Below are 20675 nucleotides of genomic sequence, written 5' to 3'. Positions count from 1 at the left end.
ATTTTATGACGCACACGTCAAAAATAGCGCTCAGTTATAACCAACATGCCATTCTTGAGAGCTAAGGCTCGTTTTCTTTGATTTGAACGGTGTTTTTTATTATGCTTTAAAGCAGATTTATTGTGGTTTGATGCGGCATAGCGCATACTCAAAGCATTAAAAAATAAATGTTTTATCGGAGAGAAACATGGCTGAAGAAACCATTTTTACTAAGATCATCAACAAAGAAATCCCAGCAGATCTACTATACCAAGACGATTTAGTAACCGCATTTCGCGATATTAACCCTCGCGCGCCAAGCCATATCCTAATCATCCCAAACAAGCTGATTCCGACAACCAACGATGTTGAAGTCGAAGATGAAGCGATGATGGGGCGCATGTTTACTGTTGCTCGCAAGTTAGCAAAAGAAGAGGGCATTGCAGAAGATGGCTATCGTCTTATCGTGAACTGTAACTCTCACGGTGGCCAAGAGGTTTATCATATTCACATGCACTTGGTTGGCGGCCGTCCACTTGGCCCCCTATTAATGAGCTAATAAAAAGTTAATGAGCTAATGAAAAGCTAACGAGTTAATGAAAGCTAATGAGCTAGTTTAAACGCGCTCATTAGTGGGTTAACACAAGTAGTTAGTTGGAAAATTTGTAGTTTGTATGCCAACTTTAAGTTCTATCTGTTGTCTGAATATCGGCATCGCCTAGGCAGAGGCTAAATCAGTAGGGTTTCAACTGGCTTGAGATCCTTTTTACAACGCGTTTCGTTTTGATAATGAGACCATTAAAGGTCAACAGACCCTAACAAAGTTGGCATTTTAAACATGCACGGAGACGATAAGTGAAGCAACAGTTTAGATTCGCTTCCATTGCCCTGTTATCGGCGTTGACTGTGGGCTGTGCAAGTATGTCTGCAGGAAACCTGTTCAGTCATTACAGCGCGCAAAACAAAGAGATCTACCAAGCCGTTAAATCTGGAGATTATTCAGAGGCTCAACAAGAGCTACCAGATTACGCTGCGGGTGACATCCTTGATAACTTTGAAAGAGGTAGAATTAACCTTCTGGATCAGCAATACCCAGAGAGTAAGTCTTCGTTTGAAGTGGCGGATCAGGCGGTAACTGAGCAGCAAAGAAAAGCCGTTATCTCGATTTCAGACAGTGCGACCAGCGTGGGTGCGTTGGCGGTGAATGATAATATTACCGAGTATGTGCCAGCCGATTATGAACTGGGGTTTCTTCATCTGTATCTCGGTTTAAATTATCTCAAGAAAAACGATTTAGAAGGTGCGGTGATTGAAATGCGTCGCGCCAACCAAGTTCAAGAACAAGCAAAGAAGCAACGTGAAGCTGAGTTAGACCGTGCAGCCAGCGATGCGAAGAAGCAGGGGTTGTCTGCCAATGTGGGTAGCATCCTTGCTAATTACCCTGATGCGGGTAAAAAGCTGCAGTCAGTACAGAATGCGTATCTGATGTTCTTGTCTGGTCTGCTTTATGAAGCTTCAAATGATTTAAACAGTGCCTATGTTGACTATCGTCGTGCTTTGGCTGTGATGCCAGATAACCAAGAAATCATCGACAGAACGATGGCAACTGCCGCACGTTTAGGGATGCGACAAGATTTAGCGACATTAGAAAAACGCTATAAGCAGTCTTCTAAACTTAGTACAGGTGAAGGGCGAGTGATTGTTCTTCAAGAGCAGAGCGCTGTACAAGCTATGGACAGTTGGCGACTAGATTTACCTGTTTATGACAGTCGCGATCAGGGGGCAATATACTCTCTTGCGCTGCCCTATTACCCGAGTCAAAACGTAGAGCGTTTTTCTGCCTTGCGAATCAGCGGACAACCTTTACAAGAACACCTGATCACGGATGTAAACGCGATGGCTCAGAATGATTTATCTGAACGTATGACGAGCATTGTTATTCGCCAAGCGCTACGTGTAGTCGCGAAAGATCGCATTCGTAAAGAAGCAACCAAAGGCAACGATGTCGGCAATATCTTGTTCAATGTGTGGAATACATTCACCGAACAACCAGATACTCGCAGTTGGCAATCTCTACCGGCTGAGATTAAGAGCAGCACGTTCGTAGCAAACAGCGGTCAATATACGCTAGAAGCGGGCGCTAAAACGTATGACTTTGATATCCGAGAAGGGCAGACCACTTTGGTGTGGATTTCTCGACAAGGTAACAACGCAACAATGTGGCATAAACAGCTAGGGAGGCTGTAATGAAAAAGTGGTTAGTGAGTTTAGCAGCGGTTATGGCTCTGGCTGGTTGTGCTGATAATACAGCTGGCGTAAGGGTTGATAGTCTGACTCAGAACGTTTTCTTTGGTGACAAGGTATTGGGCAGCCGTTTACAGGTTGAAGATATCCGTACCGATCTGGTCGACGGTCATACGCGCGGAATCGTTCGTTTAAACAGTAACTATAAAGGCGATCAACATATCCTTTATCGTTTTTACTGGTACGACGATGCCGGGCTTGAGGTCAATCTAAAACAAGGCCCTTGGAAGCAAGCCATTGTTCGTGGTTTTGAAAGCATTTCGTTGTCGGAAGTGTCGGTAAACCCGAAAGCAACTCAGTTCAGAGTCCAGTTCCGAGAGCAGTAAGTCTGATAAAACGGGTCTAATGATTCGTAAATACAAGAATTTAAGAGTGTGGGTAACCCCGCTCAGTGATAAGTTGAGGAAACAAAATGAAAAAGAGTGTCGTTGCGCTACTAGGTTTAGCGGTTATTTTAGGCGGTTGTTCAAACAAGGTAAGCTACGGTGATGCACAAGCAGTAGAAACCACGACAATCGATTTCGGTTCAACTGACCTTCAAACGATTGCGGGTGAAATGGTCGATAGCATGATGGCGTCTGGTTCAGTGTCTTACATTACTCGAGAGCAACGTCCAATCGTGTTCGTAGAGCGAATCAAGAACAAGACAAGTGAGCACATCGATACTGAGTCAATCACTGACACTATCAGTACTAAAATGCTGAATTCTGGTAAGTTCCGTTTCGTTGATATGGACCGTGTAGAGTCTGTTCGTGACCAATTGAACTTCCAAAACAATGATGAGCTTGTAAATCAAAGCTCAGCAATTCAATTCGGTAAAATGGTCGGTGCTCAATACATGCTGTACGGCAACCTATCAAGCATCGTTAAGAAAGACGGTAGCGACGAAGACGTTTACTACAAAATGACGATGCGTCTAATGGATCTTGAGTCTGGCTTGATTGAATGGGCTGACGAGACTGAAATCCGTAAGCAACAATCTAAGAGCCTACTAGGCCTTTAATTTCGCTTACTTGCCAACTAAACGCAGCCAGTTTTGACAGCGTCTAGTCTTGGCAGCGTATAGCTTGGCCACACATAGCTTGGTCACACGCCAATGCAGTGCATGATGTGCTGTTTATGAAGAGACACTGGCTTTTGGTCAGTGTCTTTTTTGTAGGGAAATGAAGACGTTTATAGGGCAGTTAAGACGTTTATAGGGAGTAAATATGGCAATTTTTTCTTGGTCTGAGGCTAAGCTTCTTGATACCAGTTTGAGTTCGCTTGACGGTTACTTTTCTGAGCCTCCAGTTAGAGCACAGACATTAACAGGCGGTTTGACCAATCGATGTTGGAAGTTGGTCGATGCCGATGGTACTGCGTATGTTTGGCGGCCAACCACACCTATCACCAAAGCGTTCTTCATTTCTCGCCATGAAGAGTACCAAGTGCTGTCTGCCATTGAGCGACTCGGTATCGGGCCAAGCCCAATGGTAGTGAATGAGCAGGGGTTACTGGTTGAGTGGATTGCGGGTGAGACACTTTACGAAGATCTAGAACTCGATGACCTGTTGAAAACGCTGATCTCTGTTCATCTGGTTAATACTGCGCGATTACCACTGCAACCATTCAGTTTCACGGCGCGAGTCGACCATTACTGGCTGCAGCTTGATGCGATTCATAAGACTGAAGCCTGCACTAAGATTTATCAAGAGTGGCGCGTGGCTCCGAGTATTACCAATGTTGACCTGTCTTTGTGCCATTTTGACTTAGGTGGTTATAACCTAGTGAGAAACAGTGACTGCATTAAGATTATTGATTGGGAATACGCTGCGCTCGCAGACCCTAGGCTCGATTTGACATTAACCATTGCGGTTGCTGGCGCGCCAGTCACAGAAGCGGTTGAGAAGTACTGTCAGCTGCGAGGAATCCATGATGTTCAGCCTTGGCTTGATGGTGTAGAAGCATGGTTACCAAGAAGCCAGATGATGGCGATGCTATGGTATTTACTTGCTCATCAGCTTTGGGGCGATGAAAGTTATCTGCGTGAAGCGGAGGCTCTGAGTCACACTTTATGTAGCTAGGATCACGTTTAGGAAGTGAAAAATATAATTTCTCAGCTGTTACCTTTAAAACCTTGTTTTTCGTGTTAGATTGATCAAAACGTACCAATATTCAACGGGGGAGGTACAATGATTATCTATCTACATGGCTTCGACTCAACAAGCCCGGGCAATCACGAAAAAATACTGCAGTTGCAATTCATTGATGATGACGTTCGTTTCATCAACTACAGTACTTTGCATCCAAAACACGATATGCAGCATCTGCTAAAAGAAGTGCATAAGGTGATAGAGCAATCCGATGATCCGCATCCCATTATTTGTGGTGTAGGTTTAGGTGGTTTTTGGTCTGAGCGTATTGGTTTCTTATGTGGGATTAAGCAGGTGGTGTTCAACCCTAATCTGCACCCTGAGAACAACATGGTAGGTCGAATTGACCGTCCAGAAGAGTACGAAGACATCGCAACTAAATGTGTTGCTCAGTACCGTATGAAAAACAAAGGACGCTGTTTAGTGGTGCTTTCTCGTGAAGATGAAATTCACGACAATACCAAAACAGCTGCCGCGCTAGAAGATTACTATGATGTAATCTGGGATGAGAAAGAGAGTCATAAATTCAAAAAGATCTCTCAACATCTTCAAGCAATGAAAGCGTTCAAAAACGCTTAATCAATCCAGATGTTTTATAAAAGCAGTGCTCAATGAGTGCTGCTTTTTCACATCTGAATCTTAGAGACTGGTATTGATAAAGTAGTTGTATATGTTTTATCGGTCGGTTTGTGCATTTATAGATCAGTTTGCGCAAACGTTAACTAATTAGTCGCGAATCCTCATTGAGGGTAAGGATTTTTTTGTTGCGGTCATCTTTTTGCTATATATAATGTTCCCAAGCAAAATATTTTGACAAATATCAAAAAAAATTGAGAGCGAGTGAAAAAACTTGCCCATAATTTGTGTTCTGCCTCTCAGGTAGTCACCTTTTATATCCACGTGAGCAAAGCAACAAACCATTATTTGTTGTTTGTAACCCCTCTAACTACTCGGTGAGCTGTCGTTATTCTTTTTCGCGGTAACCCAATTTGTAACAGCCTTCGCATTCAAGGCCGAGTAGATACATAGAATTTATCGGTTGGAGTAATCGAGCCGAACCCCATTTATTCATTTTGTAGAGGATTGTCATTGTGACAAAAATTATCGTAGTAGGCGGCGGTGCTGGTGGTTTAGAACTAGCAACTAAGCTAGGCCGCACTTTAGGTCGTAAGAAACGTGCCCAGATTACTCTGGTAGACCGTAAAGCAAGCCACCTATGGAAACCATTACTTCATGAAGTAGCAACGGGCTCACTGGATGAAGGTGTTGATGCATTAAGCTACCGTGCGCACGCAAAAAACCATTACTTCGATTTCCAAATGGGCAGCCTGAACGACATCGATCGTGAGCGTAAAGTGATTGCACTAAGCGAGCTTACAGACGAGCACGGTGAACTGCTGATGCCAAGCCGTGAACTTGAATACGATATTCTAGTGATGGCGCTAGGCTCAACGTCAAACGACTTCAACACTCCAGGCGTTCGTGACAACTGTATTTTCCTTGATAGCCCAGAGCAAGCACACCGTTTCCGTACAGAAATGAACAATCAGTTCTTAAAGCTTCACGCTAAGAACGGACAAGGCACGGTAGACATCGCGATTGTTGGTGCTGGTGCAACTGGTGTAGAGCTTTCTGCAGAGCTACACAACGCCGTTAAAGAACTTCGTACTTACGGCTTCGGCGACCTAGATTCAAGCAAGCTGAACGTAAACCTAGTTGAAGCGGGTGAGCGTATTCTTCCAGCTCTACCTCCTCGTATTTCAAGTGCAGCACACTCTGAGCTAACCAAGCTTGGTGTGAACGTTCGTACGAATACGATGGTGACTCAGGCGGATTCTGACGGCCTAACAACCAAAGATGGTGACAAGATCCCAGCTCAAATCATGGTATGGGCAGCAGGTATCAAAGCACCAGATTTCATGAAAGATATCGGTGGTCTTGAAACCAACCGTATCAACCAGTTGGTTGTGAAGAACACGCTGCAAACAACACTGGATGACAACATCTTTGCAATCGGTGACTTGGCGCAATGTACACAAGCAGACGGTTCATTCGTTCCGCCACGTGCACAAGCGGCTCACCAAATGGCAAGCTGTGCATTCAGCAACATCATTGCTAAGTTGAACGGTCGTGACCTGAAAGACTACATCTACAAAGACAAAGGCTCGCTAGTTTCACTTAGCCGTTTCTCTACGGTAGGTAGTTTGATGGGTAACCTGACGAAAGGCTCGATGATGGTCGAAGGTCGTATTGCTCGTGTGGTTTACATCTCTTTGTACCGCATGCACCAGATGGCGCTTCACGGCTTAATCAAAACATCACTGATGATGCTGGTTGGTCGTATTAACCGTGTACTTCGTCCAAACCTAAAGCTTCACTAATCAGGTAAGCCTTCTCAGAGCATTACGCTGATAATAAAAAAGAGCTCTTCGGAGCTCTTTTTTGATCGTGTCGATTATGGATTATCGCAGGTGTTGAACTCATTTCTGCTGTTAAGACGTTGGAGGTAGCACAGAATAAACCACGCCATCTTTCGGCTTACCGTTAAACAGAAATCGATTCTGGGCAATGGTTTCTCGCTCAGCGCCACACTTCTCGATCAACTTTTGGCTGGGTAGGTTCTCGGTATCGCAGACAATCTCCAAACGCGTTAACTTGAGTTGCGCGAAACAAAATTCAAATAGGGCGAACATCGCTTCTTTGGCGATCCCTCTCCTTTGAAAGTCATCACCGACCCAATAACCTAAACTCGCCATATTAAAGGTGTGGTAAAGCTCATTAATGGCAACCATACCGACTAACTTATCGCTTTTTCGTTCAAAGATGCCAAAGCCAAACGCATCGGCTTTCACCCAGTTCAGGCGAGTTGCCAGAATAAATTTCTCGGCCTCGACGATAGAAAACTCTTTATGACACCAGTCGACCCATGGCAGCAAGCTAGGGGAGGACTTAACCAGCTGAGAAAATTCTTGAGCATCTGAGGCCTCAATGATTTTAAGGCTAAGATTTTGTGTGTTGATCTGAAATTCAGGGCTCATAGAGCGTACCAAGTAACGTGTAAGTACTGAGCAAAGAGAGTCAGTACAGAATAAAGATAGATAGCACTTAATAAAACGCCCTCACTAGGAGGGCGGATTGAATTATTTATATAATTATAGCCGAATCGGCAAGTAATTTACTGCGCTACACGTCTAACTTGAATCACCATTCCAAGAAGTGGGTGGTCAAGGTAATGAGTTTCTGTACTGCGCATACGACGTTTTTGGTCCATGCGGTAGCTCTTAAGGAACTCTTGGACTTCAACCGTCGGAGAAATTTCAGTTAGATTGCCCACCTGGACGTTGCTTTCTGCGCCACTTACTGGTGAATCTAGCTCAATTTGTTGCTCTTGTAGAGTCACTTCACGAACGCTTGGCGCTTTTAAATCTAATGTCGTTTCAGCGTATAGGTAGTGCTGAACGTAGATTTGCAGCTTGCCGTCTAATTCGTAGAGTGGCTTATCAATGATCTCTTCTTGGAACCCATCAGCGCTGCCTGCAGTGATTGCGCCTTTTTCAGAGCCATCAGCATTAAACTGTTTAGAGAAATCTTTACCTGCTTGAATATGGAAAACAGGTGCCGAGCTCTTACCTTGGTCGCCTTGACGCCAAGCGGTATGCATCAGAACTTCAAAGCCAGCGTGTTTACGTAGCTTGTCTTTCTGAGGCGTTAACTTGTATTCCGAGTAAGGTAGCATTTGAACGCCTTTCTTTGCTCGGTATTGGGTATCTTGAAATGAACCAACGCGTTCAAGTGAAATCTTAGGCTGTGTATTTGGCCAAGATTCGTTCACCTTCTCTGCATCAACAGCGCGCTTAAAAATGATCACTTCTATATCAAATTGTCTCTGCGCCAAACTTGGCAGTGAGACGAACAATAGTAGCAGTGGGATCAGTCTTTTCATTTTTACTCCGTCTTCCAGCCGAACTACCGGCTGGATAATTTATATGTGCAAGTGGATTGGGTCTTATGCTGAAGGCAGCAAGTTTTGTCTGAATTCGCCCAATAAATCACTAACAAATTGAATTCGCTTCCGTCTGTCGACCAATGGTATCGTAAACTTGAACTTTGTTGGTCCTTCCATTGAAAACTTTTGCGGTTGAGATTGCAACAGTTTAACAAGGTAGGTCGGGTTTATGTCAGCATCCGGGTAGAATTCTAAGAATCCACCCTTATCGTGGGCTTCAATTTTCTTCGCTTTGATAGACGCTGCGGCTAATTTTAGCTCAGAAACTGATAATAAGTTCTTGGTTGCATCAGGCAGAAGGCCAAAGCGATCAATCAGCTCGACTTTCAACTCTGCCAATTCGTCGGTGTCACTCACACTCGCAATACGTTTGTATGTTGATAAACGCGTGTTGATGTCTGGAATATAGTCGTCTGGCAATAGTGCAGGCAGACGCATCTCAATTTCAGTTTGTTCACGCAATAGATCATCAAGCGAAGGCTCTCGACCTTCTTTCAACGCTTCAACCGCTTGTTCAAGCATCTCCATGTACAAGGTGAAACCAACCGACTGGATTTGACCACTCTGTTCATCACCCAACAGCTCACCCGCACCACGAATCTCTAAATCGTGAGTTGCTAAGGTAAAGCCTGCGCCCAAGTCTTCGAGCGAAGCAATCGCATCCAATCGCTTGATCGCATCTTTGGTCATTGCTTTAGGGTGTGGCGTTAACAAGTAAGCATAAGCTTGGTGGTGCGAACGACCTACACGACCACGTAATTGGTGCAGCTGTGCTAAACCAAGGTTATCGGCTCTGTCCATCAAGATGGTATTTGCCGTTGGTACGTCGATACCGGTTTCAATGATGGTTGTACACACCAGTAAGTTGAAGCGCTGGTGGTAGAAGTCATTCATGATGCGTTCCAGTTCGCGCTCTCGCATCTGGCCATGAGCTACAGTCACGCGCGCCTCTGGAATCAGCTTTTGCAATGACTCTGCTGTTTTCTCAATCGTGTCGACTTGGTTGTGTAGGAAGTAAACCTGGCCACCACGCATGATTTCACGCAGCACCGCTTCTCTGACGATGGCATCATCACTCTCGCGAACGAAGGTTTTAATTGCCAAGCGTCGTGCGGGTGGTGTAGCGATGATCGAAAGGTCACGCATGCCACTCATTGCCATGTTCAGCGTTCGCGGGATCGGTGTCGCAGTAAGCGTTAGAATATCGACATCCGCACGCATCGCTTTCACTTTCTCTTTCTGACGTACACCAAATCTGTGTTCTTCATCGACAACCAGCAGGCCTAGGTCTTTAAACTTAATATCGCTCGAAAGCAGCTTGTGAGTCCCGACTAGGATATCCACTTTACCGTCGGCGACATCTTGCATGATTAGTTTTTGCTCTTTAGCTGATTTGAATCGGGATAGAACCTCAACACGAATCGGCAAGTTGGCGAAACGGTCACGGAAGTTTTCGAAGTGTTGCTGAGCAAGTAGAGTAGTAGGAACTAAAACCGCTACTTGTTTGCTGTTGTCGGTACAAACGAATGCTGCACGCATCGCGACTTCGGTTTTACCAAAGCCAACATCACCACACACCAAACGGTCCATGGCTTTGGCTTGGCACATATCAGACATAACAGCATTGATGGCCATCGCTTGATCATCGGTTTCTTCAAACGGGAAGCCAGATTTGAAAGTCGCGTATTGGCCACGGTCGAGCACAAATTTGTAGCCAGGTTTTAGCTCTCGCTTGGCGTAAACATCAAGTAGCTCTGCTGCAACGTCACGGACTTTCTCCGCGGCGCGTTTACGAGCTTTTTGCCACGCTTCGCCACCGAGTTTATGTAGTGGTGCTGAATCTTCAGCGCCACCCGAGTAACGTCCGATTAAGTTCAGAGAAGCAACAGGTACGTAGAGCTTGGCATCGTTTTGATACTCAAGGGTTACGTATTCGGTTTTCATACCACCGGCTTCGAGAGTCTGTAGGCCGATGTAGCGACCTATACCATGGTCAATGTGTACAACAGGCTGACCTGGTTTAAGTTCGGCTAAGTGACGAATGACAGTGTCGCTGTTAACACTTTTTTTGTCTTTCTTACGGCGCTGAACAACGCGATCACCCAACAGGTCGCTTTCACAGATAAGGGCGATGTTTTGCTCTTCGTGGATAAAGCCATGTTCCGCTGACCCTAAGATCAGGCTGAACTTATCTATACCTTTAATCGCCGCATCGAGGTTTTCAACTTCGCTTGGACGAACTTTAATGCCTCGCAGTAATTCACTCAGAGCTTCACGACGACCTTCAGACTCAACTGAAAAGACCACTTTTCCTTCGAAGGCTTCAGTGAACTTTCTTAGGTTTGCGAGTGGCTCTTTATTCTGATGCTGAACACTGAGATCAGGAAGAGACACAACCGGAAGGTTGGTACGTCCAGCTTTCTCTTCAATTGAATCTAAGCTCAGATTGACTTGTGGCTTCTGTTTGAAGTGTGCGAACAGCTCGTCTTTCTTCAGCCACAGTTGTTCAGGCGTGAGAAGTGGCCGTAATGGGTCAACACCGCGCTGTTCGTATCGATGAGCAACGTCCGTTAGGAATGAGTCTACTGCAGTCTCGACATCACCTAGAATCAGCAGTTGCGCTTCATCGGCAACGTAATCAAACAAGGTTTCTGTGTGATCGAAGAACAGTGGTTGCCAATACTCAATACCAGCAGGCCATGTGCCTTTAGATACCTGCATATAAACCGATTCTGGTTCGCGGCGGGCATCAAACTGTTGGCGCCAACGAATACGGAAATCTTCAATTGCCGTTTCCGAGGTTGGGAATTCGTGAGCTGGCAGCAAACGGATCTCAGAGATGTCTTCAATAGAGCGCTGATTTTCAGGATCGAAAGTACGGATGGTGTCGATCTCGTCATCGAAGAAGTCGATACGATACGGGTCTTTGCTGCCCATTGGGAACAAGTCGAGAATTGAACCTCGACTCGCATACTCACCCGGGCCAAACACTTGGTCTACATAACGATAGCCAGACTTTTCAAGTTGAAGACGCAGCTTCTCTAACGAGTACAGATCACCCGTTTTCACCATTAAGGTGTGCTGCAACAAGAAGTCACGTGGCGACTGACGTTGTAGTAGCGTGCTGATCGGTACGATCGTGATGCCATCTTTTAACGTTGGCAGTGCATAAAGGCGAGCGATACGGTCAGAAATGATCTCTTGGTGCGGTGAGAAGCTGTCGTATGGCAGAGTCTCCCAATCAGGGAATAGTGCCACTTCATGTGACGTAAACTGTTCAATTTCTGATTGAAGCTTGAGTGCGATTTGAGGATCGGGTACAGCCAAGACGGTATGGCTGTTGTGTTGCTCTGCGAGTTTGGCAATGGCAAGAGCGAGAGACGAACCGACTAGGTTACCGATGTGCTTTTTGTCACCGGCACCTTTAAGTTTAGGTAGTGTAAATATGGATTTTTTGGTCATGTTAATTTACTTGTTATCTCGGTCTAGAGAGCGTTGACGCAAGAGTTTCTGTTGTTGATAAAGTGCCGCTTTAATTAGCAGGTCTTGGTCGGTATCGCGAAGATGAGCGTATTTAAATTTGATTTCGAAACCTGAGTCTTTCGCCTCGCTAGCAAATACTTCTGCGTAGCAATAAATGGCTGCAGCTGGGTGCTCTAGAAAAAGTTTGGCTTTTACTAAGCGACCCGGTTCGATGTCTGCTTTTGAAAAGCAGGAAAACTGACTCGCACCAAATGAATAGGTGTGAGTGCGAAATTTCTCATCATCTTGCTGCGATAACATAAAGCTCAACAAGAGGTTTAATTTTGAGTTTTGTGCATCCAATAAACTGGTGACATTCTTCAAGTCGCTGTTTTTCAGTTCCGCTCGAGCGCTGTCAGCTAACAGATCCAATTGGCTAAATTCACTTGCCACCACAAATGGTGCTGGGATCTCAGATTCGAATTGAATTTGAGAGGGTAAAGTGAAGCCGCTGTCCATTGGTTCAATATTAGCGGTAAGGCTATGGTGAACGGTGAAAAACTCTTGTTCTGTCATGCGTTAGTTCCTTGAAGTGATCTATTGATTATCGCTATGTGGCCGCAGTAATCAAGGTCAGTTAATTGAAAGTCTCAAATAGTTGTTTGAAATTTGGCAATTTGACAAGGTTCTGTTTTTCAAGCCTAACTAATTGAGTTAATTCACTCTATATTTTCAATTAACCCCTACACAGTAACAGCAATACCCGTTACATTAACCCGCATCCCCTTTAGATGGTTCAAAGTATGTTTCATCCTATTTCGTTGTTTGTTGGCCTACGCTATTTGAAAGGCCGTTCAGGTGATCGCTTTAGCCGTTTTGTTTCTTATATGTCGACGGCAGGTATCACCATTGGTGTGCTGTCTTTGGTTACTGTTTTATCGGTAATGAATGGATTCGAAGCGCAGTTAAAAGACCGAATTCTTGGAGTTCTTCCTCAAGCTGTGGTTTATGAGCAAGGTGGCACTACCTCTCTTTCTGCCCAAGCGCCTAATTTTGCAGAGCAAATCTCGCTTAATGGTCACGTTGAACCGATTGTCCGCAGTGAGGCAGTGATTCAGAGTCCGGCTCAATTATCTGCGGGTTTGTTAATTGGCATTGAACCCAATTCAGATGACCCTCTTCAGAACCACTTGATTGCGGGCAGATTGTCTTCACTTAAAGCGGGTCAATATCAGTTGTTCCTCGGTCATACTTTGGCGAGAAATTTGAAGGTATCTATGGGTGACAAAGTTCGCCTGATGGTGACCAGCGCGAGCCAGTACACCCCGTTAGGTCGTATCCCAAGCCAACGAAATTTCACCGTTGCCGGTATTTTCAATACAGGTTCTGATATCGACGCTCAACTGATGGTGACAGACATCCAAGACGCTGGGCGTTTGATGCGTTATAAATCAGACACTATTTCAGGCTGGCGACTATTTTTTGAAGACCCGTTTGAAGTCGCAGAGTTATCAACTCAGCCATTACCGGAAGGTTGGTTGTGGAGCGACTGGCGAGACCAACGAGGTGAGCTATTCCAAGCCGTTCGTATGGAAAAAAACATGATGGGTTTAATGCTTGGGCTTATCATCGGTGTTGCTGCTTTCAATATTATCTCAGCACTTATCATGGTGGTGATGGAGAAGCAGTCTGAAGTCGCGATTCTTAAGACCCAAGGCATGACTGATGGTCAAGTCATGGGGATCTTCATGGTTCAAGGCGCAAGTAGTGGCGTGATTGGTGCGCTCTCTGGTGGTGTGTTAGGCGTTGCTCTAGCGATGAACCTTAATACTATTTTAGAGGCGATGGGCGTTGCTCTATTCTCGTTTGGTGGACAGTTACCAATTTTGATTAACCCAATTCAAATCGCTGTTGTTGTGGTTCTGGCTATTGCACTTAGCCTGATTGCCACTGTATTCCCTTCTTATCGTGCATCGTCTGTGAAACCTGCTGAGGCCCTTCGTTATGAGTAATTTTCTTCAATGTAATGATATCCGTAAAACGTACCGTGAAGGCTCGTTAGATACTGAGGTGCTCAAGGGAGTCAGCTTTGACATCGAAAAGGGTGAGCTAGTAGCAATCATCGGTACCTCTGGCTCGGGCAAAAGTACCTTACTGCATATCTTAGGCGCATTAGACGATGCTTCTGCGGGCAGTGTGAGTTTTCTTGGTCAAGATTTAGCATCTTTGAGTTCGAATAAGCAGGCGAAGCTTCGCAACCAGCATCTTGGCTTTGTGTATCAGTTCCATCATCTTCTATCTGACTTTTCAGCTTTAGAAAACGTGGCGATGCCGTTATTGATTGGCGGCGAAAAGCCCGCTAAAGCAAAGCAAGAAGCACAACGTTTGTTGGACAAAGTTGGATTGAGTCACCGCGTGGACCACCGACCTTCAGAGCTTTCTGGTGGCGAGAGGCAACGTGTGGCGATTGCTCGTGCATTGGTGAATAAGCCTGCGCTAGTGTTGGCGGATGAACCAACCGGTAACCTTGACCATAACACCGCACTGTCTATTTACGACTTAATGCGTGAACTGAACCGTGAATACGATACTGCCTTTTTGGTCGTGACTCACGATGGTGAACTTGCCGGTAAGATGGATCGCCAACTTCACATGCAAGATGGTTTACTGGTCAACGTAGAAAAAGAGGAGAGCTAAGTGTTTTCCTCTTTATCTCTATTGATAGGCGGCCGATTTAGCCGTGCGAAACAACGAGACAAGATGGTGTCGTTCATCTCATTGTCTTCGACCATTGGTATTGCGGTTGGTGTCGCGGTGATCATTATCGGCTTATCTGCGATGAATGGCTTTGAGCGAGAGCTTCAATCACGAGTACTTTCTGTCATTCCTCATGGTGAATTTGAAGGCGTGAATGAGCCTGTGACTCGTTGGGAGCACGTGATTGAGGAGTCGGTTAAGCACGATAAAGTCGTTGCTGCTGCGCCTTATGTAAAAATTACAGCGCTTGCTGAAAAGGGCAAAGAGCTCAAAGCAATTGAAGTTCGCGGTGTTGATCCACAACTTGAACAACAGGTATCAAGTCTATCGAGTTTTATCGATAAACAAGCTTGGAGCGAGTTTAAGGCAGGACAACAACAGATCATTCTGGGCTCTGGTGTAGCGAATGTGTTGGGTGCGAAAGTGGGTGATTACCTGACTTTGATGATTCCAACGGTAAACGGTTCTGTGAAGGTTCAGGCGCCAAAGCGTGTTCGAGTGAAAGTGGTTGGCTTGCTGACGCTTAATGGCCAGATTGACCACAGCTTGGCTCTGATTCCGATTGGTGATGCTCAGGTCTACGCCAACTTAGGTGAGGCGGTAACTGGAGTCTCTTTAAAAGTGACCGATGTGCTGAACGCGAACTCTATTGTGCGTGAAGTGGGCAATCAGCTTGATGTGTATGTGTATCTACGAAGCTGGCAGCAGAAGTTTGGTTTCTTGTATCGAGATATCCAACTCGTTCGTACCATCATGTATCTGGTGATGGTACTGGTTATTGGTGTGGCTTGTTTCAATATTGTCTCGACGCTAATGATGGCAGTAAAAGACAGAGCATCAGAGATCGCGATTTTAAGAACCATGGGTGCATCAGACGGCCTTGTGAAGCGCATCTTTGTTTGGCAGGGCGTATTCTCAGGCGTGTTAGGCAGTTTAGTGGGCAGTGCAATAGGTGTGCTAGTCGCTCTTAATCTCACGACACTAATCAAAGGACTTGAAAAGTTGGTCGATCACCAGTTCTTGTCCGGTGATATCTATTTTGTCGACTTCTTGCCATCACAACTTGATATGACGGATGTTGTTGTGGTTTCCGGCACTGCGATTGTGCTGAGTTTACTGGCGACATGGTACCCAGCATCACGCGCGGCGAAGTTGAATCCAGCCTCAGTGCTGAGTTCTAAATAGCATTCGCCTAAATAACAGGCCGTCAGTTTTCAGTCGATACAAAAAAGGATCCCAGTGGGATCCTTTTTTATTGAATTCAATTCGTGTTCTTTACGACTTTCGTTACATGCCAATCTTGCAGAGGTAAGTAGCTCATCCGATTTTAACTTGTGTACGTTTTAAGTGAAGCGCATACAAGGTTAGATTGAATAACAAGAAATGGCGTTCAGTGCCTTGCTTGTCGCTTCTTCCAACTTCTTACTACTGAGTAGCGCCATAAACCGCGAATACCAAAGTAGCCAATCATTGCTGAAACCACGCCACAAATCAGACAACCCAATAAGAACGGAGGCCCTATAGTGCTCATTTGCGCCAAGATGAAGTCCCAAGACAATTCGAAATGGAAGGCTTGCGGTGGCACATGCATAACAAACGCCCCGACTTTATAAGCAAAGTAGAAGAGAACAGGCATGGTAACCGGGTTACTGATCCAAACAAGTGCGACAGCTAAAGGCAGGTTAACGCCACATGCAACAGCAAGGCCTGCAGACATAATCATTTGACTTGGTAGAGGGACAAACGCCATGAATAACCCAACAGCAAACGCGCCAGCCGCAGAGCGACGATTAAGGCACCATAAGTTGGGGTTGTACAAAACATTGCCAAAAACTTTCAATGCTTTCTGACGCTTGATTAGATCATGGTCAGGCATAAATCGTTTGATAAACTTTCTTGGCATAGGAGGAAGCTACTCTCTTGTTTAACACTTGGTTCTTGATTTCATTTGCTGCGACAGTTGTGTCTGCCAGCTTCTGGCCTGTGATGCCACATTGGGTTTGGGCACCATTGATGCTGTTGTTACTGCTAGCACCAACAAAGTATAGCGTTTTCCGGAGTGCAAGAGGTCCAGTAACAGCATTGATACTAGTTATCTGCCTAGGGAATGCGATTGAAATACAAACGAGTCGCTTATTCCAATCAGGGCAGAATACTACCATAAATGCGTCGGTTGTTAGCCTTTTTAGTGAAAATAGCCACGGTTTTGAAAGCGTAATAGTAGTCAGATCAATTGGCGGCGAAAAATTAATCTTTCCTCAATTGATAAAATTGCGTTTGTTTACTCCTTTCAAGCTAACGCTTGGAGATGATGTCTATTTATCGGCCTCAATAAAGCCGATATGGGGCAAACTCAATGAAGCCGGCTTTGACCGAGAAAAGTACTTGTTTAGTGCTGGCGTGGTTGCCAATGCAACTTACAGAGCAGATACCAAGTACCGAATTCATTCTAGCACCAACTTACGCGCCCAATGGTTTGAAGCCAGCCTTGAAAGGTTAAGTCTGCTGGCAAATCAAGATCTCATTATCGCTTTGAGTTTTGGATATCGAGACCTTATTCCGCCTCAGCGGTGGGATATGCTTAAAAGCAGTGGCCTGATTCACTTGATGGCTATTTCGGGGCTGCATATTGGGATTGCCTTTGGTATCGGCTATCAGATTGGCAAGATATTAAGGTTACTTTCCCCTTCATTTCTTTGGTTACCTACAATATTCGGGCTCGGCTTGGCGTATTTCTATAGTTGGTTTGCTGGATTCACGCTGCCAACTTTGAGAGCTTTGGTGATGTGCGTTATCGCGAGTTATTTCTTGTGGCGTGGGCAAAATATCAGTTTGCTTCGGTATGTTACTTTAAGTCTGTGCGTGGTTCTGCTGATTTGGCCGTTTTCAGCTTTGTCGAGCAGTTTTTGGTTGTCCTTTGGTGCATTGGGCGCTGTTTTCTATATCGCCTGTAATACTCAGCGCTCAGCTTCAAGCTTTACATTTATCGACCACGCACTCCAACTTATTAAGCTTCAACTGATGCTGACATTCCTTATCGCACCTTTCTCGATGTTGTTTTTCAAAGGAGTCAGTTTAGTCTCTGTTTTCTACAACTTGTTCCTTTTGCCTTGGGTATCGATGGTGACGATCCCGCTGTTGTTTCTGGCAATGTTTCTAAGCTTAATATCGGAGTCAGTGTCTGGCGTGGTTGGTATAACAGCGCTAGACAATGATTTGGTCAGTCAGCTGTGGAAGTTAGTCGACTTATCGCTTGAGCCTCTCGTATTTAGTCTTCCTTTCTCTGAGCGATTTTGGATCCAAGTCGATAATCAGACGATTGCATTATCAGTATTCCTTATCTTGTTTTTGAGCTTTGTTAGTCGGTATTTCAAGCGAACATTATCGATATTGGTAACTGCAGTGTTTGTGCTGTGGTGGGAGTTCAGCAAACCCCAGCAAGACAAACTAACTATTGATATCTTGGATGTTGGGCATGGGTTGTCTTTGGTCTTGGAAAAGAACAATCAGATTGTTGTTTATGATCTTGGCAATGCGTGGCCAGGAGGCTCGGTTGTTGAGTCTTTGTTGATTCCTACTTTGAATCAGCGGGGGATTTATGAATTAGAAGGCGTGATTGTGAGTCATTTCGATTCTGACCATGCTGGTGGTTATCCGGCATTACTTGAGAACTATACGCCAAAGTGGATAAGAACCAGTCAGAACATTATTCAAGAACGCCAATCTATCACTCAAGCCCCGTCTAATATTCAAACATGTACTATTGGAGAGGTTTGGAACTGGCAAGATGTTGTTTTTGAGGTGTTGTGGCCGCCTAAGCAAGTAAAGAGGGCGTATAACCCACATTCGTGTGTGGTCAAGGTCTCAGATCATAGTGCTGATTTCTCAATGTTGCTCACTGGTGATATTGAACTGGTAAGTGAGTGGTTACTTGCTCGTGAAGGAGAACAGCTAAGGAGTGATGTTATGTTGGTTCCGCATCATGGCAGCGATTCGTCATCGATTAAGTCGTTTATTGAGGCGGTGTCCCCTCAGCTAGCGATAGCTTCTCTTGCCAAAGGCAATCAGTGGGGAATGCCTAGTGAGTCTGTTATTGAACGCTATCAGGAAGCGGGGAGTACTTGGCTAGATACTGGAGAAAGCGGACAAATAACCATCACTCTTAGCAAAGAAGGTTGGCAATATCATGCGATTAGAGAACAACAAGGCGGGCAGTGGTATAGGCAGATGCTCCGTAAGGGAGTAGAATAGATAGATTATTGTGAGAAAATTAAGCGATTCTATGTCAACACAAACAGATGAAACTACCTGGGTCACATTTAAAAGACTTTGGACTTATATTCGATTATATAAGGCCGGCCTAGGTGTTGCGGTAATTGCGCTTATTATAAATGCCGTTTCTGATACCTATATGATTTCCTTACTAAAGCCGTTACTTGATGAAGGCTTTGGTAATGCTGAATCTGACTTTTTACGTACACTTCCACTTATTATCTTTGCCATGATGTTCGTTCGTGGCGTCAGTGGCTTTGTTTCAACCTATTGCTTGAGTTGGGTCTCTGGCAATGTGGTGATGGAAATTCGTCGTAAGATTTTCAGCCATTTCATGCACATGCCTGTTTCTTTCTTCGATAAAGAACAGACAGGCGCATTGCTATCTCGAATTACTTACGATTCAGAGCAAGTGTCTGCAGCAACCAGTAAAGCGTTAGTCAGTATTGTCCGTGAAGGTGCAAGTATTATAGGCTTGTTGACGCTGATGTTCTGGAATAGTTGGCAGTTATCTTTGGTGTTATTTGCTGTAGCGCCTTTGGTTGCGTGGGCGATCAGTATCGTATCGAAGCGATTCAGAAAGATCTCTAAGAACATGCAAACTAGCATGGGTCACGTTGCTTCTTCAGCTGAACAAATGCTGAAAGGGCATAAAGTGGTTCTAACTTACGGTGGTCAAGATCTAGAAAAACACCGCTTTGATAAAGTTAGTAACCAAATGCGCCAACAAAGCATGAAGTTAATCACTGCTCAAGCGGCCGCTAACCCGATTATTCAAATGATCGCATCAGTTGCGATTGTTGTTGTTCTATTCCTTGCTAGTGTCGATTCTATTAAAGCCGAGCTTACTCCTGGTACGTTTACCGTTGTCTTCTCTGCAATGTTTGGTCTATTACGTCCGCTAAAGGCGTTAACTAACGTAACGTCTGAATTCCAACGTGGTATGGCTGCGAGTACGACTCTATTTGGCTTGATGGATCTAGATACCGAGCAAAACAAAGGAACGTTGAAACCTGAAACTGTAACGGGTGAAGTTGCAGTAAAAGATGTCACGTTTACTTATGACGGTGCAGAAAAACCAGCACTTGATAAGGTCAGCTTTAATATACCGAAAGGTAAAACGGTTGCGCTTGTTGGGCGATCGGGTTCGGGTAAGAGTACCATTGCCAACCTATTTACTCGTTTTTATGACGTAGACTCTGGTTCAATTGAGCTTGATGGCCACGACATTCGTGATTACGAATTGAGAAATCTGCGTGAGCACTTTGCGCTCGTTTCTCAAAATGTACATCTGTTTAACGATACGGTGGCTAACAACATCGCTTACGCAGCAGAAGAACAGTATTCACGTGAACAGATCGAATACGCGGCTAAGCTTGCTCATGCAAGTGAGTTTATCGATGGTATGGAAAATGGCATTGATACGGTTGTGGGCGAGAATGGCGCGAGTCTATCTGGTGGTCAAAGACAGCGTATTGCGATTGCACGAGCGCTATTGAGAGATGCACCGGTTTTGATTCTTGATGAGGCAACGTCTGCACTGGATACAGAGTCAGAGAGAGCTATTCAATCTGCACTAGAAGAACTGCAGAAAGACAAAACAGTATTAGTTATCGCACACAGACTCTCTACCATCGAGCAAGCTGATGAAATTCTAGTGGTTGATGATGGACATATTGTAGAAAGGGGCGCACATGCTGAGCTAATCGCGCATGATGGTGCTTATGCACAATTACACCGAATTCAGTTCAGCGGATAAATTA

The 20675-nt window shown here is 45.0% G+C and carries 17 protein-coding genes; 12 read left to right on the top strand and 5 right to left on the bottom strand.

The annotated features are described in order from the left end of the window. The first annotated feature begins 187 nt into the window (after positions 1-187). The 7 genes from hinT (at position 188) to AB4249_RS02895 (ending at position 6796) form a co-directional block, all read left to right on the top strand. Entirely contained in the window at positions 188-538 is a 351-nt protein-coding gene (gene hinT, locus AB4249_RS02925) for a purine nucleoside phosphoramidase (protein WP_017065295.1), read from the top strand. Positions 539-834: 296 nt separating this feature from the next. Further along, on the top strand, positions 835-2226 hold the full coding sequence (locus AB4249_RS02920; RefSeq protein WP_108121520.1) for a COG3014 family protein: 1392 nt from the start codon (positions 835-837) through the stop codon (positions 2224-2226). After that, a complete protein-coding gene (locus AB4249_RS02915) occupies positions 2226-2609 on the top strand; it encodes a YcfL family protein (RefSeq protein ID WP_017060222.1) in 384 nt (127 codons plus the stop codon). The genes AB4249_RS02920 and AB4249_RS02915 overlap by 1 nt, the downstream gene beginning before the upstream one ends. A gap of 86 nt (positions 2610-2695) precedes the next feature. Then, positions 2696-3286 carry a penicillin-binding protein activator LpoB gene (lpoB, locus tag AB4249_RS02910; RefSeq protein ID WP_004736264.1) on the top strand — a complete coding sequence of 197 codons (591 nt, stop codon included), beginning with the start codon at positions 2696-2698 and terminating at the stop codon, positions 3284-3286. 205 nt (positions 3287-3491) lie between these two features. Beyond that, positions 3492-4346, top strand: a complete 855-nt coding sequence (locus AB4249_RS02905; protein WP_017060224.1) for a phosphotransferase — start codon at positions 3492-3494, stop codon at positions 4344-4346. A gap of 108 nt (positions 4347-4454) precedes the next feature. Next, a complete protein-coding gene (ycfP, locus tag AB4249_RS02900) occupies positions 4455-4994 on the top strand; it encodes an alpha/beta hydrolase YcfP (protein WP_009847155.1) in 540 nt (179 codons plus the stop codon). Positions 4995-5506: 512 nt separating this feature from the next. Beyond that, positions 5507-6796, top strand: a complete 1290-nt coding sequence (locus AB4249_RS02895) for an NAD(P)/FAD-dependent oxidoreductase (RefSeq protein ID WP_009847154.1) — start codon at positions 5507-5509, stop codon at positions 6794-6796. Between the two features lie 111 nt (positions 6797-6907). On the opposite strand, the gene AB4249_RS02890 is transcribed toward AB4249_RS02895, so the two are convergent. From AB4249_RS02890 to AB4249_RS02875, 4 genes are all read right to left on the bottom strand, one after another. Then, the gene (locus AB4249_RS02890) at positions 6908-7453 is read right to left on the bottom strand and encodes a GNAT family N-acetyltransferase (protein ID WP_017060225.1); all 546 of its coding nucleotides are present in this window, start codon (positions 7451-7453) and stop codon (positions 6908-6910) included. Positions 7454-7590: 137 nt separating this feature from the next. Continuing rightward, positions 7591-8358 carry a peptidoglycan binding protein CsiV gene (locus AB4249_RS02885; protein ID WP_372102290.1) on the bottom strand — a complete coding sequence of 256 codons (768 nt, stop codon included), beginning with the start codon at positions 8356-8358 and terminating at the stop codon, positions 7591-7593. Positions 8359-8421: 63 nt separating this feature from the next. Beyond that, positions 8422-11883 carry a transcription-repair coupling factor gene (mfd, locus tag AB4249_RS02880; RefSeq protein ID WP_372102289.1) on the bottom strand — a complete coding sequence of 1154 codons (3462 nt, stop codon included), beginning with the start codon at positions 11881-11883 and terminating at the stop codon, positions 8422-8424. Positions 11884-11889: 6 nt separating this feature from the next. Beyond that, a complete protein-coding gene (locus AB4249_RS02875) occupies positions 11890-12459 on the bottom strand; it encodes a hypothetical protein (protein ID WP_017065300.1) in 570 nt (189 codons plus the stop codon). A gap of 227 nt (positions 12460-12686) precedes the next feature. Between AB4249_RS02875 and lolC the strand changes: the two genes are divergently transcribed. From lolC to lolE, 3 genes are read left to right on the top strand one after another with little or no spacing between them, the layout of a single operon-like run. Beyond that, entirely contained in the window at positions 12687-13895 is a 1209-nt protein-coding gene (gene lolC / locus AB4249_RS02870) for a lipoprotein-releasing ABC transporter permease subunit LolC (protein WP_102429154.1), read from the top strand. Further along, positions 13888-14580: a lipoprotein-releasing ABC transporter ATP-binding protein LolD gene (lolD, locus tag AB4249_RS02865; RefSeq protein ID WP_017060230.1), complete on the top strand. Its 693-nt coding sequence runs from the start codon at positions 13888-13890 to the stop codon at positions 14578-14580. Before lolC ends, lolD begins: the two co-directional genes overlap by 8 nt. Further along, positions 14581-15825, top strand: a complete 1245-nt coding sequence (gene lolE, locus AB4249_RS02860; protein ID WP_017072111.1) for a lipoprotein-releasing ABC transporter permease subunit LolE — start codon at positions 14581-14583, stop codon at positions 15823-15825. A 205-nt stretch (positions 15826-16030) separates the two neighbouring features. Here lolE and AB4249_RS02855 read toward each other — a convergent pair whose 3' ends face one another. Continuing rightward, positions 16031-16543: a DUF2062 domain-containing protein gene (locus AB4249_RS02855; RefSeq protein WP_017060232.1), complete on the bottom strand. Its 513-nt coding sequence runs from the start codon at positions 16541-16543 to the stop codon at positions 16031-16033. 17 nt (positions 16544-16560) lie between these two features. Here AB4249_RS02855 and AB4249_RS02850 point away from each other — a divergent pair, with 17 nt between their 5' ends. Next, on the top strand, positions 16561-18891 hold the full coding sequence (locus tag AB4249_RS02850) for a DNA internalization-related competence protein ComEC/Rec2 (RefSeq protein WP_372102288.1): 2331 nt from the start codon (positions 16561-16563) through the stop codon (positions 18889-18891). Between the two features lie 31 nt (positions 18892-18922). Then, positions 18923-20671, top strand: coding sequence for a lipid A ABC transporter ATP-binding protein/permease MsbA (gene msbA / locus AB4249_RS02845; RefSeq protein ID WP_102321278.1), 1749 nt, complete (start codon positions 18923-18925; stop codon positions 20669-20671). The last annotated feature ends 4 nt before the right edge of the window (positions 20672-20675 follow it).

It is taken from the genome of Vibrio sp. 10N.261.55.F4, from assembly GCF_041470465.1.
Classification (GTDB): domain Bacteria; phylum Pseudomonadota; class Gammaproteobacteria; order Enterobacterales; family Vibrionaceae; genus Vibrio; species Vibrio crassostreae_C.
This window is presented reverse-complemented; position numbering and strand designations above follow the sequence as displayed.

Excerpts from the sequence above, each read along its gene's own strand:
- mfd (WP_372102289.1), bottom strand. The coding sequence starts at position 11,883 with ATGACCAAAAAATCCATATTTACACTACCTAAACTTAAAGGTGCCGGT.
- AB4249_RS02915 (WP_017060222.1), top strand. The coding sequence starts at position 2,226 with ATGAAAAAGTGGTTAGTGAGTTTAGCAGCGGTTATGGCTCTGGCTGGT.
- AB4249_RS02875 (WP_017065300.1), bottom strand. The coding sequence starts at position 12,459 with ATGACAGAACAAGAGTTTTTCACCGTTCACCATAGCCTTACCGCTAAT.
- lpoB (WP_004736264.1), top strand. The coding sequence starts at position 2,696 with ATGAAAAAGAGTGTCGTTGCGCTACTAGGTTTAGCGGTTATTTTAGGC.
- lolD (WP_017060230.1), top strand. The coding sequence starts at position 13,888 with ATGAGTAATTTTCTTCAATGTAATGATATCCGTAAAACGTACCGTGAA.
- AB4249_RS02855 (WP_017060232.1), bottom strand. The coding sequence starts at position 16,543 with ATGCCAAGAAAGTTTATCAAACGATTTATGCCTGACCATGATCTAATC.
- lolC (WP_102429154.1), top strand. The coding sequence starts at position 12,687 with ATGTTTCATCCTATTTCGTTGTTTGTTGGCCTACGCTATTTGAAAGGC.
- ycfP (WP_009847155.1), top strand. The coding sequence starts at position 4,455 with ATGATTATCTATCTACATGGCTTCGACTCAACAAGCCCGGGCAATCAC.
- AB4249_RS02890 (WP_017060225.1), bottom strand. The coding sequence starts at position 7,453 with ATGAGCCCTGAATTTCAGATCAACACACAAAATCTTAGCCTTAAAATC.
- AB4249_RS02905 (WP_017060224.1), top strand. The coding sequence starts at position 3,492 with ATGGCAATTTTTTCTTGGTCTGAGGCTAAGCTTCTTGATACCAGTTTG.
- hinT (WP_017065295.1), top strand. The coding sequence starts at position 188 with ATGGCTGAAGAAACCATTTTTACTAAGATCATCAACAAAGAAATCCCA.
- msbA (WP_102321278.1), top strand. The coding sequence starts at position 18,923 with ATGTCAACACAAACAGATGAAACTACCTGGGTCACATTTAAAAGACTT.
- AB4249_RS02885 (WP_372102290.1), bottom strand. The coding sequence starts at position 8,358 with ATGAAAAGACTGATCCCACTGCTACTATTGTTCGTCTCACTGCCAAGT.